This is a genomic window from Rhodoflexus sp. (genome assembly GCF_053489755.1).
Window position 1 is genome coordinate 1 of sequence record NZ_JBRCHD010000051.1, and the last position, 17,368, is coordinate 17,368.

The 17,368-nt window shown below is 50.7% G+C and carries 9 protein-coding genes; all 9 read right to left on the reverse strand.

The window, feature by feature from the left end; genetic code table 11:
• Positions 1-1,559: FAD-binding oxidoreductase (locus ACWIP2_RS11430; RefSeq protein ID WP_448520065.1), on the reverse strand; the 1,559-nt coding region annotated here is incomplete at its 3' end.
• 286 nt (positions 1,560-1,845) lie between these two features.
• Positions 1,846-3,333 (reverse strand): class I adenylate-forming enzyme family protein, encoded by a 1,488-nt coding sequence (locus ACWIP2_RS11435; RefSeq protein WP_448520066.1) that lies wholly within the window; start codon positions 3,331-3,333, stop codon positions 1,846-1,848.
• Between the two features lie 203 nt (positions 3,334-3,536).
• The gene (locus ACWIP2_RS11440; protein ID WP_448520067.1) at positions 3,537-4,526 is read right to left on the reverse strand and encodes a 3-oxoacyl-ACP synthase III family protein; all 990 of its coding nucleotides are present in this window, start codon (positions 4,524-4,526) and stop codon (positions 3,537-3,539) included.
• Between the two features lie 146 nt (positions 4,527-4,672).
• The gene (gene fabG / locus ACWIP2_RS11445; RefSeq protein ID WP_448520068.1) at positions 4,673-5,413 is read right to left on the reverse strand and encodes a 3-oxoacyl-ACP reductase FabG; all 741 of its coding nucleotides are present in this window, start codon (positions 5,411-5,413) and stop codon (positions 4,673-4,675) included.
• Positions 5,414-5,654: 241 nt separating this feature from the next.
• The gene (locus ACWIP2_RS11450) at positions 5,655-8,165 is read right to left on the reverse strand and encodes a TonB-dependent receptor (protein WP_448520069.1); all 2,511 of its coding nucleotides are present in this window, start codon (positions 8,163-8,165) and stop codon (positions 5,655-5,657) included.
• A 189-nt stretch (positions 8,166-8,354) separates the two neighbouring features.
• Positions 8,355-9,317: an alpha/beta fold hydrolase gene (locus ACWIP2_RS11455; RefSeq protein WP_448520070.1), complete on the reverse strand. Its 963-nt coding sequence runs from the start codon at positions 9,315-9,317 to the stop codon at positions 8,355-8,357.
• A gap of 111 nt (positions 9,318-9,428) precedes the next feature.
• The gene (locus ACWIP2_RS11460) at positions 9,429-10,973 is read right to left on the reverse strand and encodes a sodium:solute symporter family transporter (RefSeq protein WP_448520071.1); all 1,545 of its coding nucleotides are present in this window, start codon (positions 10,971-10,973) and stop codon (positions 9,429-9,431) included.
• Between the two features lie 340 nt (positions 10,974-11,313).
• Entirely contained in the window at positions 11,314-13,620 is a 2,307-nt protein-coding gene (locus ACWIP2_RS11465; protein WP_448520072.1) for a prolyl oligopeptidase family serine peptidase, read from the reverse strand.
• A gap of 250 nt (positions 13,621-13,870) precedes the next feature.
• Positions 13,871-17,248 (reverse strand): preprotein translocase subunit SecA, encoded by a 3,378-nt coding sequence (gene secA, locus ACWIP2_RS11470; protein WP_448520073.1) that lies wholly within the window; start codon positions 17,246-17,248, stop codon positions 13,871-13,873.
• Between the last annotated feature and the right edge of the window lie 120 nt (positions 17,249-17,368).

Genomic DNA, 17,368 nt, shown 5'->3' on the forward strand with positions numbered 1-17,368 from the left:
ATGCCTCTGGGATCCCACGTTTGCTTGATTTGTCGGAACATTTCGTAGCAGCGTTCCCCGACCATCTGGGCGATGAACTCGCCGCGCAGCCTGCCGTCGCCGTGTTCGCCGGAAAGCGAGCCGTTGTATTTTTTGACTAATTGAACGGTATCTGCCAACAACTCACGAAATAGACGTTGCCCTTCGGCAGTTTTGAGATTCATCAGCGGCAGGGGGTGCAATTCACCCGCGCCCGCATGTGCGCTGTACTCCAACTGAATGCCTTTGGAACGCGCCAGCGCGTCCAACTCGGCAATGTAGTCGGGCAGGTCTTCCACCGCCACGGCGCAGTCTTCAATCAGATTAACGGGTTTGGCATCGCCGGCGATGTTGTACATAATGCCCAGCCCCGCTTTGCGCAAGTTCCATGCTTTTTTGGTATCTTCGCCGTGCAGCAAGGGGAAGGCATAACCTAAGTTATTTGCCTGAAAATCAGCTACTAATCGCGCGGCTTTCGCTTCTACCTCAGCGCGTGACTCGGCGGTAAATTCCACCATCAGAATCGCCTTGGGGTTGCCTTCCACGAAAAAGCGGTTTTGTTGCTGTTCGGGATTGGTTTTGGTTAGTTCCAAAATGTAGTCATCTACCAATTCGCTTGCTTCAGGGCGATGCCTCATCGCAATCACATTGGCGCGCAGTGAGTCGTTAATGGACTGAAAATGAGCGCACAACAAGCCTACATGCGGCAGCGGAACAGACACCAGATTGAGTTTTGCTTCGGTAATAATTGCCAGCGTACCCTCTGAGCCTGCAATAAGGCGGCAAAAGTTAAAAGGCAGTCCCTGCGGGCTGAAAGGTTGTGCATCCAGCATCGCATCCAGCGCGTAACCCGTGTTGCGGCGCGTTACGCGGGCATTGGGAAACTGTCGGCGAATTTCGTCGCGGTTGCTCTCATTTGTCAGCAAGTCCCTGATTTGCAGGTAAATGCGCTGTTCCAGTTCGCTGACTGTGGTTTTGCCTGCGCACTTGTCGGCAAATTCCTGTTCGGAAATCGCCTTGAAAACAACTTCATTGCCATCGGCAAGCAGGGCGGTTACTTCCAGCAGATGATCGCGGGTGCTGCCGTAAACGACCGAATGCAGTCCGCAGGAATTATTGCCAATCATGCCGCCAATCATCGCCCGGTTGGCGGTGGAAGTTTCAGGACCGAAAAACAGCCCGTGCGGTTTGAGGAAAAGGTTCAAATCATCGCGAATAACGCCGGGCTGTACGCGAACCCAGCGCTGTTCTACGTTGATTGCCAGTATTTTATTGAAATATTTAGATACATCTACCACGATACCGTTGCCTACCACCTGCCCCGCCAGCGAAGTTCCAGCCGTGCGTGGAATCAGTGAAGTACCGAACTGATCGGCAAACTGAATCAGCTTTTGCAAATCGGCGCTTGTTTGGGGCATAGCGACTGCCAGCGGCATTTCGCGATAGGCAGAGGCATCGGTCGCATACAAAATGCGCATCGCGCGGTCGGTGTGCAGTTCGCCCTGCAACTGCCTGTTCAACTGCTCAAAGGCCTTTATCATAGGTAAATATCCATTGACTTGATATAGGCAATTTACACTAAAATGAATTCAACCGCAGCGATGAAAAGATTCAACCGCAAAAGGCGCAATGATTTTTCGCAAAGACCACAGAGAATGATTGCCTGTTCCCACTGCCGTTGTTCGTGTCCACACAAACAACTTTTGGTTACGTGTGAGCTAAGTGCAACGGCGACGTGCAACTGTAAATTTAAATTGCCTAATCAGGCACAAAAAAACCCGCAGAAAATTTTCCCGCGGGCTGATTGATGCCAGCGTATTTACCCATTTACTCAGCCAACTTGCGGCGGTCTATTTTGCCCGTTGAATTTTTCGGCAATTCGTTGATAAATACAATTTCTTTGGGGATTTTGTAGCGCGCCAGCCGCCCTTGGCAAAAGTCCAGCACTTCCTTTTCGGTGAGCATCGCGCCGTTTTGCGGCACTATGAACGCCTTGCCGACTTCGCCCCATTTTTCGTGCGGAATCGGGATAACCGCGACTTCTGCAATACGCTCGTGTTGTCGCAAAAAGTGTTCAATTTCAGCGGGATATACATTTTCACCGCCCGAAATGAACATGTTCTTTTTTCTGTCCATCACAAAGAAATAGCCCTCTTCGTCGCGTTTAAGAAGGTCGCCCGAGCAAAACCATTCGCCTTGAAAACTTTGCGCCGTCGCTTCGGGCTTTTGCCAGTAACCGGGCGTTACCATTGGCCCTTTGATAAGCAATTCGCCGATTTCGCCTGTGGCAACTTCTTGCCCTTCTTCGTTCACTAATTTCACTTCCACGTAAAAATTGGGCTTGCCGATAGAGCCTTTCTTGCGGATAGCATCGTCCTGATGCAGGGAAAACAGGTTAGGCCCCGCTTCGGTCATGCCAAAGCCCTGACGGATGGGGATACCCTTGCGATGATGCCATGTTTCAATCAGCGGAATAGGCATGGGTTCGCCGCCCACGATGAAGTAACGAATTGCCGATAAATCTGCCTGCTCAAAGTTGGGCGCATCCGCCATCATTTTCAACATGGTAGGCACCGCCATGAAAATGGTGCTGCGTTGGGCTGCCAGTACGTTCAGCACATCGGTAGGGTCAAATTTCTGCATCAGCGTAACCGATGCGCCGTGGTGCAAAAACGGCGTCAGAAAGACGTTCCAGCCGCCTGTATGAAACGGCGGCATACAAATCACAGTGTGGTCGTTGGATGTAAGGTCTAAGCGCAATGCGGTATTAATGCTGTTCCAAAACGCCATTTTGTGCGTATAAATTGCGCCTTTGGGGAAGCCCGTCGTGCCTGATGTATAAAGAATAAACAGGGGGCTGTCTTCTGTTGGCGAGGTAAAATGCCACGCGCCCGAAGCGATTCCATCGGTCAGGATTTGCTGATAATCTGACAATGTCAGCCGATGAGTAACAGCCTCATAGTGAGCTTGTTCCTGTAAGAGCGGCAGGTATTTTTCGGCGCTTATCACTAGGCGAGGCTGCGCATCGGAGAGCAGGTAGTCCAGCTCACGCGGCGAGAGGCGATAGTTCAAAGGCACAAGGATAACGCCTGTTTTCTGCGCTGCGCTGAACAGCACGACATATTCGGTACAGAAATCCAGCAGCGCCGCCACGCGGTCGCCTGTGCGGATGCCCAACGAAGCCCACCAACGCGCAGTTTGCTCCGCCTGTTGGTGCAACTGCCCGTAGGTGAGGCGCCGCCCTGTTTCGTAAGCGCTGACCGCTATTTTATCAGGTTGATAATCAGACCATTTGCCAATCCAATCGGTTGTCATAGGTGCAAGGATTTTAAATGTTTTAGTTTTTACCGCGAAGAGCGCTAAGGTTTAAACGCGGTGAACGCTAAGGTTTTTCTTGTTTGTTGGGATTCTTTATCGCAAAGAGCGCTAAGGTTTAAACGCAGTGAGCGCTAAGTAGAAGCATCATTCTTTGTGTCCTTGGCGGAAAACCTTAGCGTCCTTTGCGGTTAGATAAATAATCACAACCTAAACGCCGCCGATGCGAACGACAGCCCGCCGCCTGAACCAACGAAAAATACCAAATCGCCTTGTTTGACGATGCCTTTTTGCGCCGCGTCATCAAACGCCATCGGGATACAGGCAGAACCCGTGTAGCCATAGCGCTGCATAATAGTATGCGCTTTTTCGTTTGGCAGGTTGAGCCGCCGCAGCGTTTCCCAAATACTGTTGATATTCAGTTGGGTGATGAAATACTGCCGTACCTCATCGGGCTGTACGCCAATGCGCTCGCAAAGATGCTGAATCATCGCCGTCCATGTGTCGGGATTGATTTCCACAGGGAATTTTTTGACAAACTGCAATTGATGCGTTTTGGCTTGCAACACCTCTTCGGTTACAGGTTGGCGCGTGCCGCCTGCGTAGATGCCCATCCAGTCGCAATATTGCCCCTGTGCAATCAGTTGGGAAGCGATAAAGCCGCGGTTAGGGTCGCTTGTTGCGCCCAGCACAACCGCACCTGCGCCATCGGCAAAGAGCGTAACGGTTTTTTTGTCGCGTTTGTTGAGGTGCTTGCTCATTGCGTAAGCGCCCACGACCAGAATTTTTTGGTATCGCTCATCGGCGCGGATATATTTGGCAGCCACATCCAGCGCGGTTACAAAACCCGCACAAGCACTGTTCAGGTCAAACGCGCCCGAACGGGTAGCGCCTAATTGATACTGCAACTTGGAGGCCGTAGAAGGCGAAATATACTCGGGCGTATCGGTCGCTACAATAATCAGATTCAGTTCTTCGGGAGCGACCTTGGCGGCTGCCAGCGCTTTCTGCGCCGCTTGGAGGCACAAGTCGGAAGTAGCCTCATCATCGCGACACCAACGGCGTTCGTAGATGTGAACGTTCTGTTCCAGCCACGTGCTTACATCTTCGCCCAGCAGTTCGTTGAAGTAACTATTGGGCAATATTTGTTCCGGAGCATAGCTGCCCGAACCTAAAATAACGGCGTTATTCATATTTTTTTGATTTTTTAGAGAATGCGGATTTTGGCGGATTTCGCAGATTTACGCTGTTTGTTGTTCGTGAGGACACGAACAACAAAATAATCCATGCCCATCTGCGTCATCTGCTTATCCGTGTGCTGTTCAATTTTGGAAAGGATTTACAACGTCGCGCCGCCGTCTACGCTGATGACCGCGCCGTTGATGTATGCCGCATCGTCAGAAGCCAGAAAGGCGTAGGCATTGGCGATGTCTTCGGGTTGTCCCATGCGCGCCAGCGGCACACGCGAGGTGATTTGGTCTAAAATTTCCTTCGGGATAGTTTTGACCATGTCCGTGGCGATGAAACCCGGCGCTACGGCGTTGGCGGTAACGCCTTTTCTGCCTAGTTCCTTTGCCCATACTTTGGTCATGCCGATAACGCCCGCTTTGGCTGCCACATAGTTGGTTTGCCCGAAATTGCCGTACAGCGCCACCACCGATGAGGTATTGATAATCCGCCCGTAGTTCTGCGCCACCATGTATTCGGAAATGACTTTGCCGCAATTGAATACGCCTGTTAAGTTTACATCAATCACTTGTTGCCACAAGTCGGGCGTCATTTTTTTCAGCGAAGCGTCGCGGGTGATGCCTGCATTGTTAATCAAAATGTCAATGCGACCGAAAGCGGCGTGTACTTCTTTGGCCGCCGCCTCTACGGCTGCATAGTCGGCGGTATTGACTTTGTAAAATGCCGCCCTTGCGCCTTTGTCTGAAAGTTCGGCAGCCAGCGCCGCGCCTGCGGCTTGGTTCATATCCCAGATTGCGATAGCGGCGCCTTCGGCGGCAAATTTGTAACAAGCGGCTTTCCCGATGCCGGCAGCCCCGCCCGTAATCACAGCAACTTTTCCTTGTAATTTCATGGGTTATGGTGTTTTTGATTGGCTCACTTATTAAACCTGACAGGCTTCCGAAACCTGTCAGGTTTGGGGAGATGACTTTACCGTAGTTCGTGTCCTCTTGCCGTAGTTCGTGTCCTCACGAACTGCTGCTTCTATTTTACGAGTGGTTTGTGGGGACACAAACCACGGCGTATTACTTTATCGTAGTTTGCGTTCTCTTGCCGTAGTTCGTGTCCTCACGAACTACTCAAGAGTTTCAAAACTACTTCTTACTGCCAATAGCAGGAATATTCACTTTCAATTCCAGACTATACAAGCGACCGATAATCGGCGAACCGACGAACTCATACACACGCGCGTTGAACAGGTTGCTCACCTGACCGGAAAGCGTAAGCGTTTTGCCAAAGCGATAACCGGCAGATACGTCCACGTTCACAAAGCCGCCCAGCGGGCCGTAGTTGAAAGTACGACCAAAACGCGCGTTTTCGCGAATGTTCAATTCAGGGATGGTTTCGGAGGCTACATGGATGCCAGAAAAGAAATTGTAACGTTCAACCCAGCGCGTAAAGATAGAGCCAAACCACTTGGCGCTTGAATAATTCAGCGCCAAACTCGCTTTGTTAGCGGGCGTATTGATTGGCAAATCTAAATCCGTTACGCGACCGTCTTTGTTGCCGTCATTTGCCAAATCATTCTTATCTAAGCTGTAACCGAACCATCCGTAGTTGAAAGTGGCGCTTAATTGTTGGGTAAAGGCGTAGGTAACGCCTAAATCCGCGCCGTAAGTTTGTACGTTGCCAAAGTTGAGGTAAGTGAGCACCAAAGGCGCGCCTGTGGCAGGCGTGCCGGGTATTACCTGACTCATCGGAACGCCGCCGCGTTGGGTTACGGTGCGTCCGTTGGTGGCAATGTTCAGGGCAGGGCTGAGGAAGTCGCGGGATGTGTTGTGATAAGCGTTCACGTCAATGAACAAGTTTTTGCCAATTGTTCCCTTGTAACCTACTTCAAAAGTGCTGATTTTTTCAACTTTCAGACCGGGAATTTGCGTGCCGTCGCTTAAAGTGAAGCCTTTGCCGTTACCCAACAGCAAGCCGCCGAAGATATTGGCTTCCAGATTCAAAATAGTAGGCGCAGAGATGCCTTGTCCGTAGGTAATGCGGGCGGTACCGCTTTTAAAAGTTTTGGTAATCGCCGCTTTGGGGATGAAGTTAAAGCCGTACAACTCGTGATTATCGGCGCGCGCCGCTACGGTCGCTTTAAAGCCGTTGCCCAGAGCGCGTTCTATTTGGGCGTAAAAACCTACTTGGTCAATTTCTAACGCGCCGTTGGCATCCAACAGGTAGGTATTGTAGCTTTGGGCAATATCGCGTTGGAATTGCCCCCCTACAATTACATCAAAGCCTGCAAAGTTGTTGTTGTACTGCACCTCTGCGTTCCAGCGGCGCGAGTCGTCGCGGAAAAGCGCGCCGCGATTCAACGCCACGCCAACCGTAGGCGAAATGCCAAACCATTGTTCATTCATCGAGCGGCGGCGAGCTTCCGCCTCGGGAAATCCCGCATTGATGAATGACAAGTAGTTTTGCGTGCGTTGGTTCATCGCGTAGGTATCGTCGGTTTTGGAAATCGTATGATAGACCTGCGCAAACACACGCGGCGACACATAGCGCAAATGCAGGTAATGAATTTGCCAGTCTTTGATTTGGTTGCGACCGGCGTTGGTTACGCCGATGTTGTTGCTGTTGCTGCCGCCGTATGCCAAAATCAGGTCGGAGTTATCGTTAAGCGAGTAATATAGCGCCGCCTCGCCGCGAAGGCTGCTAAATTTTCTGTCTAAATCCAGTTCGGGAACGGCTGAGAATCGCGCTGGAACGGCGCCGCCTGTAAAGGTAGGGAAGGCTGTGTTGTTGAAATAAACCGTATCGGTGTAAGGAAATTCTTCACCTTCGGTATATTCGGCAGACAGTTTGAAAGCTAATTTTTTGTTGATTACTTGCGCATGTCGCAAACGTCCGCTTATAACGCTCTGATTGCCAACCCCCAGAGCGACGGTTGTTCCTTGCGAAGTTCGCGGGTCTTTGCTGATGGTGTTTACCAAACCGTTGTGCGCATTAGGACCGTACAAAGCCGAAGAAGGACCTAATACGACTTCCACGCGTTCCACATCCTCTTTTACCACCGTGCTGAGCGCGCCCAGCGGCAAACCTGTGGCAATCAGCGTGGAAAGGCGACCGTCGTTCATTTGCAGGTTTTTCGGGTTAAAAGCCGAATTAAAACCGCGCACGTTGATGCCTACGCCCAATACGCCCGAACGCACATAATCCACCCCTTTCTGACGCGCCAACAGCTCGCCTACGTTGAACGAAGGCAGTTCGCTGATTTCTTTTGCGCCAAAAGTAACGATAGTGGCGGGGGCTTCGGTGAGTTTTTCAGGGCGGCGAGAAGCGGAAATGATTACTTCTTGACCTACCAACGCGCCCTCTACCATTGCGATGTCTAAGGTGGTGGTTTGTCCTGCGGTAACGGTAACGGTTTGTTCCTGCGTTTCATAGCCAATAAACGAAATGCGCAGTTTGTAGGTGCCGGGCTTAATGCTGATAGAATACTTACCCAAAGCGTCGGTTGTGCTGCCTGTAATAGAACCTGCCACAACAACCGATGCGCCAATGAGCGGCTCGTTATTGGCTGTAACAGTACCCGTAATCGTACCGTTTTGCGCCCATGCCTGCGCCGCGCCGAGCAGCAGGGCAACCGTGAGTAGAAACGTTTTCATCATTTTCATTTTTTACTTGATTTTCAATTAGTTGGGTGAATAGTTTTTGTGTATTAAGCTTTACCGCAGAGTACGCTGTGATTGCCGCAGAGAGCGCTAAGATTTTATCCTCTTTGTGTCCTTTGCGTTTTTACCTTTTGCGCTCTTTGCGGTTAAATATTTTACCGTCCGCCAACATCCGCGTGCTACGCGCTATTTCAAAAACCGCCGAATCTCTACCGCTACCGCCTGTGGTTTTTCAAAGGTCAGCAGATGTCCCGCTTCGGGAATCATCACCAAGCGGGCGTTAGGCATTGCCTTCGTTCCTTCTTCCGCCACTTGTTGCGTGGTTAAATCTTTGTGCATCAGTCTGTTAGGAATCAACATATCGTTTGCGCCGAACAGTACCAGCGTTTTCTGGCGGATGTTGGGTAGTTGCTCTTTGACCGGGTGGTCTAACATGCCTTTTACGCCATTGGCGACCGTTTGGCAGTAAGCCTCAAATCCGTAGCTGTCGCGCATTGCCAGCCGTTCCTGAATCAGTTGTTCTGCCTGTGCGGGCATTTGGAAAAAATTGGCGGCAAAACTCTTGCGGATTTCTTCTTCACTTTGTTTGGCGAAAAATTCGGCGGTAGCGAAAGATTTCATCGTATAGCTTTCCGCAGCGCTAAATGTTTCAAAACCTGCCGGAGCGGCTAAAACAAGCGCGGCAATTTTTTCGGGAGCTTTGAGCGCGGCAACCATCGCAATTTGACCGCCCATGCTGTGCCCTGCCAGCACAACGGTTTTGAGTTGCAGTTCATTTATCAGATGCAGCGCCGCATCGGCGTAGAAGTCCATGAAGTCTGTTGCGGCAAACTCTGCGCGGGACGATTTGCCATAGCCGGGTAAGTCCACAGCAATGCAGCGCGCCGAGTCTTTCAGCGAATCGGCGACGGCTTCCCAGTGTTTCAGGTAGCCGCCCAGCCCATGGATAAATACGATTGCTGTATCGCCTGCGCCTTCGTCCGTGTAAGCCATTTTGTACCCTTTCGGATATTCGGTTTCTTTCACGGCGAAGGCATACTGCGGCGCAAATGCGGGGCGCTTGTCGTTGGCGCTGTCCCAACGAAGTTCCGCACCGCCACCGCAGGCGGCGGTCAGCACAAACAGCAAGAAAAATGGAACAAGTTTCATATGGGTTGTTGATTTTATTTTTTTGATTTTTTACCGCAGAGCACGCTATGGTTTTCGCAAAGACGCAAAGCTCTTTTGATTGAAATTCAACTTAGCGCCTCTTTGCGGTTTTCATCTTTGCGCACTTTGCGGTTGAACAACTTTCACTTTCGCACTGACCACATACAGCAGCCCCGCCACAGCCACCGCCGAGAGAATTGCCAGCGCGGCGGCGATGCCCGGATTGCGCACGGAAGCGTCCATGTAAGGCGTAAGTCTGCCGTAGTACACGCCAAAATGTACAATGGTAGCCGTTATCGCGCCTGCCACAGGCACGCGCAGCGGCACATTTTTGATAAACGTACCAAACAGCACAGGCACAAAAGCCGCTGAGAAATAGGCATACACGCCGTTTTGTGCGAAAATGCCCACGCTCAAATCAGGCGCGACCAATTGCTGCCACGATACGACAATTGCCAATACGCCAAGCGCAACAATCACCAAACGGTTCAGCAAAATTGCGGGAATCAGCCCTTGCGGATTTTGTTCATCGCGGATGAGCCACTTGCCTGCCAGCGGTTTGAGCAAATCGCTGCTGATAGAGGTTGAAAGCGACTGAATCAGCCCTTCCAGCGTGGAAAGTCCGGCGGAAATCAGCCCCAGCACGACTATCAGCCCTACATAAACGGGAAACTCGCTCACCACATAAGCCGACAGAATGCCGTCCAGCGGCACAGCCTGCCCGTTAATTGTCAAATCAGGGAAGCGCAGGCGGGCATACAAACCTGCAAAAACCACGAAGAAAAACAGGATTTCAACGATAATACCCGTTATCAAGTAGCGGTTCACATCCTTGTCATTTTTCAGCAACAGCGAGCGCGTGATGATATGCGGTTGGCAAACAATCGCTACGCCCACTACCAATTGGCAGAATGCTACCTCAAACCAATCGCGAAAGAGAAAAGACTGTGGATTCAGCGGCGCAACAAGCATCGGGTCAATCGCCGCGAGCTTATCCATGAAGCCCTTCACGCCTGCCGAAAAATGTTCGTAGCCCGAAGTCAGCAATATAACGGCAACGACAACCATGAGCAGCGCCTGAATCATGTTGGTATAAACCATAGAATTAGCGCCGCCAAACATCATGTAGCCAAAAATGAAAACGACAATGCCTATCAGCACAGGCAGTTCCGAGAGGTTGAGCGTTTGGGAAATTATCTTGGTCAGCCCTACGCAAATCAGCACGATAAAGGTCAGCAGCAGCAGCGAAAGCGCCGCAAAAAACATCGCGAATGAGGAACTGCCATAGCGCGTACCAATCCATTGCGCCATGGTAAGCGCCTTCACGCTCATACCCACTTTGCGGAAACCTTTGGTAAGCACGACCAATGAAACCAGCGCGCCCAGCGGCAACATAATCGCCATAGAAAGCACGCCGCTGATGCCGTAGAAAGCGACAAATCCCGGATTGATGATGAATGTGGCGGCAGAGGTCATGGAAGCCGCCAGCGAAAGCCCGACTGCCACCGGCGAAAAAAGCACGCTGCCCACCGCATAATCCGAGAGGTTCGTGATTTTTCGCGCGCCGCGCACCACAAAGAAAAGAATCAGCAGGGCATACGCCGCAATGCTGACCCAACCGGCAATTACTAATTGTTCGGAGGCAAGTTCAGTCATTGTTCATTTTCAGATTTACCGACTTTGAATTTTTACCGCCAAGGACACCGAGCGTTTAGCGCGCTTTGCTTGACTTTCACACGCTAAAGCGTATGGTACAAGTATCGTGGCGCTTCATTGTTACGCCCTTGACGGTTAAATTTTCCATCCAAAGTCTTATGTTTCCGAAAGTATAAAAATGAAAATTACCGCGCTTGCCAAACTTGCCAACGGCGGCTCTAAGCAGGCGAAAGGCGGTATTTTTTCAGGTGAATGGAAAAGCTATTGGAGGCGATGATGCCCTTACGACATAAAAAAGAGTCATCCCAATTTGAGATGACTCTTTGCTGCGTTGCATTAACTACCGTTTGAGTAGTTTATCGTCAAACAGTTTCAGAATGCGCTTGTATTCGTCCGTCCAGCTGCTGGGTTCTACGAAGCCGTGGTCTTCTACGGGATAAATCGCCACTTCCCAGTTATCTTTTTCCAGTTCAATGAGGCGCTGCGCCAGCAATACAACATCCTGAAAATGCACGTTTACATCCACCATGCCGTGGCAGATGAGCAGCGAACCTTTCAACCCTTCGGCGTGGTAAATCGGCGAACTTTTGGCATAAGCGGCGCTATCTAACACGGGAATATTCAAAATGTTGCTTGTGTAGCCGTGGTTGTAGTGCGCCCAATGCGTAACAGGGCGAAGCGCCGCGCCGGCAGCAAATACATCGGGCGCAGTGAACATTGCCATCAGGGTGATAAATCCGCCGTAGCTGCCGCCATAAATACCGATGCGCTGCGGGTCAATACCATATTTTTCAGCAAGGAACTTTGCGCCGTCCACGTGGTCGCTGAGATCTTTGCCGCCCATGTGTCGGTAAATGCCCGTGCGCCAGTCGCGTCCGTAGCCTGCGCTGCCGCGATAGTCAATGTCTAAAACGGTGTAGCCCTTGTCGGTCAGTAGGTTGTGGAACATGTACTCGCGGAAGTAGGTACTCCAACGCTTGTGGGCATTTTGCAGGTAGCCCGCGCCATGCACGAAAATCACGGCAGCGCCGTTTTTTACCTCTGCCTTGGGCTGATAGAGACGGGCGTACACATCCGCGCCATCGACAGCTTTGAAAGTCAGTACTTCGGGGTCGCGCCAACTGTACTTTTTGAATTCCTCCGACTGCGACTGTGTAATTTGGCGCGGCACAGCGTTGGGCTTGTTTTCCATCACATACAGCTCCCAAGGGCGGTTGCTGTACGAGTGGCGGATGGCGATAAAACGCTCATCAGGCGAAATAGCAAACTCATTGCCGCCTGTCAGATAGGTTAGGCGCTGAGCCACTCCGCCTGCTACAGGGATTTTGTACAGATGGTCTTCGCCCGGATGTATTTCACTTGTGGCAATGTAAAAGTGCTTCTTATCGCGGCTGAGTTGGGCAAAGCGCACTTCATATTTGCCCGAAGTGAGGGCTTTTTTCGCGCCGTTTTCCACATTGGCAACGTACAAGTGCGACCAGCCCGTTTCTTCGGACTGAAACCAAATCGTTTGGTTATCTATCCAGCCATTATTGGACCCGATACCGGGTCCGGCAATCCATGCCTCATCGCGTTGGCGGTCAATGGTTTTCAGGCTGCCCGACTGCGGGTCAACAATGGTAATCCAAAGGTCTTTGTTGTCCTGCGCACGCAATACGAGCATGGCATAGCGACTGTTTTCGCTCCACTGCATCCCCAAAGGCGTAAGTTCGCGCTTCTTTTTGGCAGGATTTGCCAGATAAGCGGGCTGCTCATCAATGCCCGGCAGTTGAGCGGTAGAAAGGTAGAGCAGCGTATCGCGGCGGCGGTCGTAGAGGGCAACTTCGTAGGTGGGGAGTTGGTCGCCGACTTTGGGACGGGCGTTCAGGTTTTCGGTATAGCCCGATGCTGCCATGTAGTCAGGTACGGCGGTTGGCTTGCTGCCTGTCGGGCGCATACCTATGCGGAACAGCACAAAGTTGCCGTCAGGGCTGATGCTGAGGTTGTCTAACTGCTTTTCCTGAAAGTAATATTCTTTGGGGCGAACAGGGCGCAGCTGCTCTTGGCGTGCTTTGCGCTCATCCTCAGCGGCTTTGCGCTCCCGCAAAACAGAGAATAAGCGTTGCTGGTCGGCTTCTAACCACTGCGCTTGCTCGGTTTTTTGGGTATTGGCAGGTTTGTTTCCGCGTCGGAAGTCGGTGAGTTGCTCCAACCGCCCTGATTTGAGATGAATCGCAAACAGGTTTGTGCCTTGCTGGAAGAATACGCGGTCGCCTTCGGCACTCAGACGCGGCGCAAACTCGGCTTCGGTGGTTTGGGTGAGTTGCGTAACTGCGCCCGAAGTCATGTCTTTGATGAAAATATCGCCATCTTTGGCATACACGCGTTTGGTGCGGCTGTTGTTGTATTGCCCGCCAAAGGCAAGGCTGCGCTGCTCGTCGTTGGCTACCTTGCGCCATTTGCCTGTTACAGGGTCAACGGCGTGCAGGTTTTTGTCATCACTCCAATCAAAATACAGCGTTTTGCCATCGTCAGCCCAGCGCATATTGTCGGGTGAAGTCCCCATCCATTTGGGGTTGCGCATGATGTAGGAGACGGTCAGTTGGGAGTTTTGCGCCAGTGCTACCGCCGCCACCCATAGCAACAGAAAGGTAAGTTTTGTTTTCATGTGGTTGTGTGGAAAATTTGAGCGGCTTAAAGATACGCTACAGTTGAGGCTGTCCAAAGTAACACGGACTTTAGTCTGTGATTTGCTAAATAACTGATCATCAAATAGCTATAAACTGAAGCCTGTGCTACATTCAGCCTTTTTGGACAGCCTCAGGAAAAGGGAGGCAGGATTGATTTTCATGCTACCGATGTGTAATCCCTACGGAATAAAAACTGCATGGTAGATGATTCATTGTTAGCATAAGGTGCTACATTAGAATACATTTGTTATCTCGCAGGTCTTGCTCGACGTTTTTGAACTTGGTTTCTACGATGCGTCCGTCCATGTAGCGAACTGTTACCTTATCGTTGCGCTTGGGCAATTTTGGGGCTACTACGGGCTTGGTAATCTCTACCTGACGGCGGTTGTTGGTGCTGTACGCCGTTTTGTTGTCGCTGCGGGTGCTGACAGTTGCTGCCTCAGGCTTGTTTGCTGAAAGTTTAGGCTGCTGTTGCTGACGGCGGTTGTTAGCTGCTGCCACTGCCTGCGCATTTTGAACAGCATCCTGACTATCGTCCTGTGGTATTGCGCGGAACAGGAAAGAAGAAATCTGTACGTTCAGTTCGCCAACAAGGGCTTTGAACAGTTCAAATGCCTCAAATTTATAGATCAAGAGTGGGTCTTTTTGCTCTAATGTGGCAAACTGCACAGACTGGCGCAGATCGTCCATCTCGCGCAGGTGCTCTTTCCAGTACTGATCTATGAGCGCCAGCGTAACGGCCTGCTCCATATTAAAAATAAGCGCCATGCCGCCTGTTGCTACGGCTTGTTGCAAATTAGTAACAATATTGATCCTGCGTCTGCCATCAGTAAATACCATAGCGACATCGCGGAAAGTTGCCCCTTGAGTCTGGTAAGCGTGGCTCAACACAGGGAAAATCATATCTGCCAACTGCTTGTTCTTGTTCAGGTAGCAGTTGTATATTTCGTCGTATAAAAGTTCAACAATATTGCTCTGAGCAAATTGCTCTCTCGTAATGGATGAAGTAAGCCCGAACTGCGACAGAATATTGAGTTTAAAACTTTCGTAGTTGCCTTTGTTATTATCCACAATTTCCTGACAAGTGTCGTAGAACATTGTCATAATATCGAGCGACAGACGCTCGCCAAAGAGGGCATTGCGACGGCGGCGGTAGATTACTTCGCGCTGCGCGTTCATTACGTCATCGTATTCCAGCAAGCGCTTGCGAATGCCGAAGTTATTTTCTTCAACTTTTTTCTGGGCGCGTTCAATAGATTTGGTAATCATCGAGTGCTGGATCACTTCGCCCTCTTCCAGCCCCAGCCTGTCCATAATGCCTGCAATGCGCTCTGATCCAAAGAGACGCATCAGTTCGTCTTCGAGGCTGACAAAAAACTGCGAAGAACCCGGATCGCCTTGACGACCTGCACGACCGCGCAACTGGCGATCCACACGGCGACTTTCGTGGCGTTCTGTACCGATAATGGCAAGCCCGCCTGCCTGCTTAGATTCGGGCGTAAGTTTAATATCTGTACCGCGCCCTGCCATGTTGGTAGCAATCGTTACTGTGCCGGGAATACCTGCATTGGCTATAATTTCGGCCTCGCGGGCATGTTGCTTGGCGTTCAATACCTGATGTGGAATTTTACGCAATTGCAGCATACGGCTGATAATTTCAGAGTTTTCTACCGAAGTAGTACCTACAAGTACCGGCCTGCCTGCGGCTACAAGGCTCTGAATTTCAGCCACTACGGCGTTGTATTTTTCGCGAACTGTTTTGTAAACTTTATCTTCCTCGTCTTTGCGGATAACCGGCTTGTTAGTCGGAATTTCTACTACGTCTAACTTATAGATTTCCCAGAACTCGCCTGCCTCTGTGCTGGCTGTGCCGGTCATACCGGCGAGTTTGTGGTACATGCGGAAGTAGTTTTGCAGAGTAATGGTAGCATACGTCTGGGTGGATTCTTCTACTTTCACGTTTTCTTTGGCTTCCAGTGCCTGATGCAGACCGTCCGAGTAGCGGCGACCCTCCATCACGCGACCGGTTTGCTCATCCACAATTTTTACTTTGCCATCTACTATGATGTAATCCACATCGCGTTCAAACAAGGTATAGGCCTTCAGCAACTGGTTTACGCTATGAATGCGCTGATTTTTGACGGTATAGTCTGTCAGCACCTTATCTCTGGCGATCAGTTTTTCTTCTTCGCTGATTTCAGGATTGTTGTCTATGTTGGCTATTTCTACACCAATATCGGGCAACACGAAAAATCCTGCGTCTTCTCCTGCCTCTGTGATAAAATTGATGCCGTTTTGCGTCAGCTCTACCGAGTTGTGTTTTTCGTCAATAACGAAATACAGCGGCTTGTCAGCTTCAGGCATCATCTTAGAGTTGTCCTGCATGTAGAAGTTCTCTACTTTCTGCATTTTGGCTTTGATGCCCGGCTCGCTAAGGTATTTAATGAGTGGTTTACTTTTGGGAAGCCCTCTGTATGCACGGAACAAAGCCAGCCCACCTTCTTCATCTTTACCCTCTGCCAATAGCTTTTTGGCTTCGTTCAAAAATTTGATAGTCAGTTGTTTTTGGGCTTCAACCAAGCGGCTGACGCGTGGTTTGAGGTCATAGTAGAGTTGCTCGTCTTCGTTGCCCGCACCGACAGGGCCGGAGATGATGAGCGGTGTACGGGCATCATCAATCAATACAGAGTCCACCTCGTCCACCATTGCATAATGGTGCTTGCGCTGTACCAATTCAGGTATCTCGCGCGCCATGTTGTCGCGCAGGTAGTCAAAACCAAATTCATTGTTAGTGCCATAGGTAATATCTGCCATGTAGGCGCGGCGACGCATCGGAGTGTTGGGCTGATGCTTGTCTATGCAATCTACGCGCAGGCCGTGGAACTCGAACAATGGACCCATCCACTCGCTGTCGCGGCGGGCAAGATAGTCGTTTACCGTAACAATGTGTACGCCTTTGCCGCCTAAAGCATTCAGATAAGCAGGAAGGGTAGCTACGAGCGTTTTACCTTCACCGGTTGCCATTTCAGCGATCTTACCCTGATGCAACACGATCCCGCCGATAAGTTGTACATCATAATGTACCATCTCCCATGTTACCGGATTGCCTGCTGCCATCCACTGGTTGTGCCAGATGGCTTTGTCGCCTTCTATGGTTACGCCTTGACGGGTAGCAGCAACTTCATGGTCAAAAGGAGTAGCTGTAACAACTAATTGCTTATTATTTGTCCAGCGGAGAGCCGTTTCGCGCACTACGGCGAAAGCCTGTGGCAATATCTTGAGCAGTACCTCCTCCAACTTCTTGTCATGCTCTTTCTCCAAGCGATCTATCTGTTGGAAAATTTGCTCTTTCGCCTCGATATCTATACTGGGTGTTTCAGCCACACGATTATGCAGATCGGCAAGTTGGCTGTCCAAATCGGCCAACTCTTGCGCGATTAGCTCTTTAAAGGCAGAGGTTTTACCTCTGAGTTCATCATCGCTCAATGCCTTGAGCTTAGCATATTCTTCATTAATAGCCGCAACCAGCGGATAAATCTGTTTCAGGTCGCGTTCGGACTTGGTGCCAAACAGTTTAGCGAAGCCTTTGGTGAGAAAGTCTAACATAACAGTTTACAGGTGGTTCAAAAATGTGCCAACCAGCCACCCGACTGACATTCTGGCTGTGAATTCGCAAAGTTACAAATCCGATTTGGGATTTCCTGCCTATTTAACGTATTTGCGAGC

What these genes read in the sequence shown, in the direction of transcription:
- ACWIP2_RS11450 (WP_448520069.1), bottom strand. Translation starts at nt 8,165, where the DNA reads ATGATGAAAACGTTTCTACTCACGGTTGCCCTGCTGCTCGGCGCGGCG.
- ACWIP2_RS11440 (WP_448520067.1), bottom strand. Translation starts at nt 4,526, where the DNA reads ATGAATAACGCCGTTATTTTAGGTTCGGGCAGCTATGCTCCGGAACAA.
- fabG (WP_448520068.1), bottom strand. Translation starts at nt 5,413, where the DNA reads ATGAAATTACAAGGAAAAGTTGCTGTGATTACGGGCGGGGCTGCCGGC.
- ACWIP2_RS11465 (WP_448520072.1), bottom strand. Translation starts at nt 13,620, where the DNA reads ATGAAAACAAAACTTACCTTTCTGTTGCTATGGGTGGCGGCGGTAGCA.
- ACWIP2_RS11455 (WP_448520070.1), bottom strand. Translation starts at nt 9,317, where the DNA reads ATGAAACTTGTTCCATTTTTCTTGCTGTTTGTGCTGACCGCCGCCTGC.
- ACWIP2_RS11460 (WP_448520071.1), bottom strand. Translation starts at nt 10,973, where the DNA reads ATGACTGAACTTGCCTCCGAACAATTAGTAATTGCCGGTTGGGTCAGC.
- secA (WP_448520073.1), bottom strand. Translation starts at nt 17,248, where the DNA reads ATGTTAGACTTTCTCACCAAAGGCTTCGCTAAACTGTTTGGCACCAAG.
- ACWIP2_RS11435 (WP_448520066.1), bottom strand. Translation starts at nt 3,333, where the DNA reads ATGACAACCGATTGGATTGGCAAATGGTCTGATTATCAACCTGATAAA.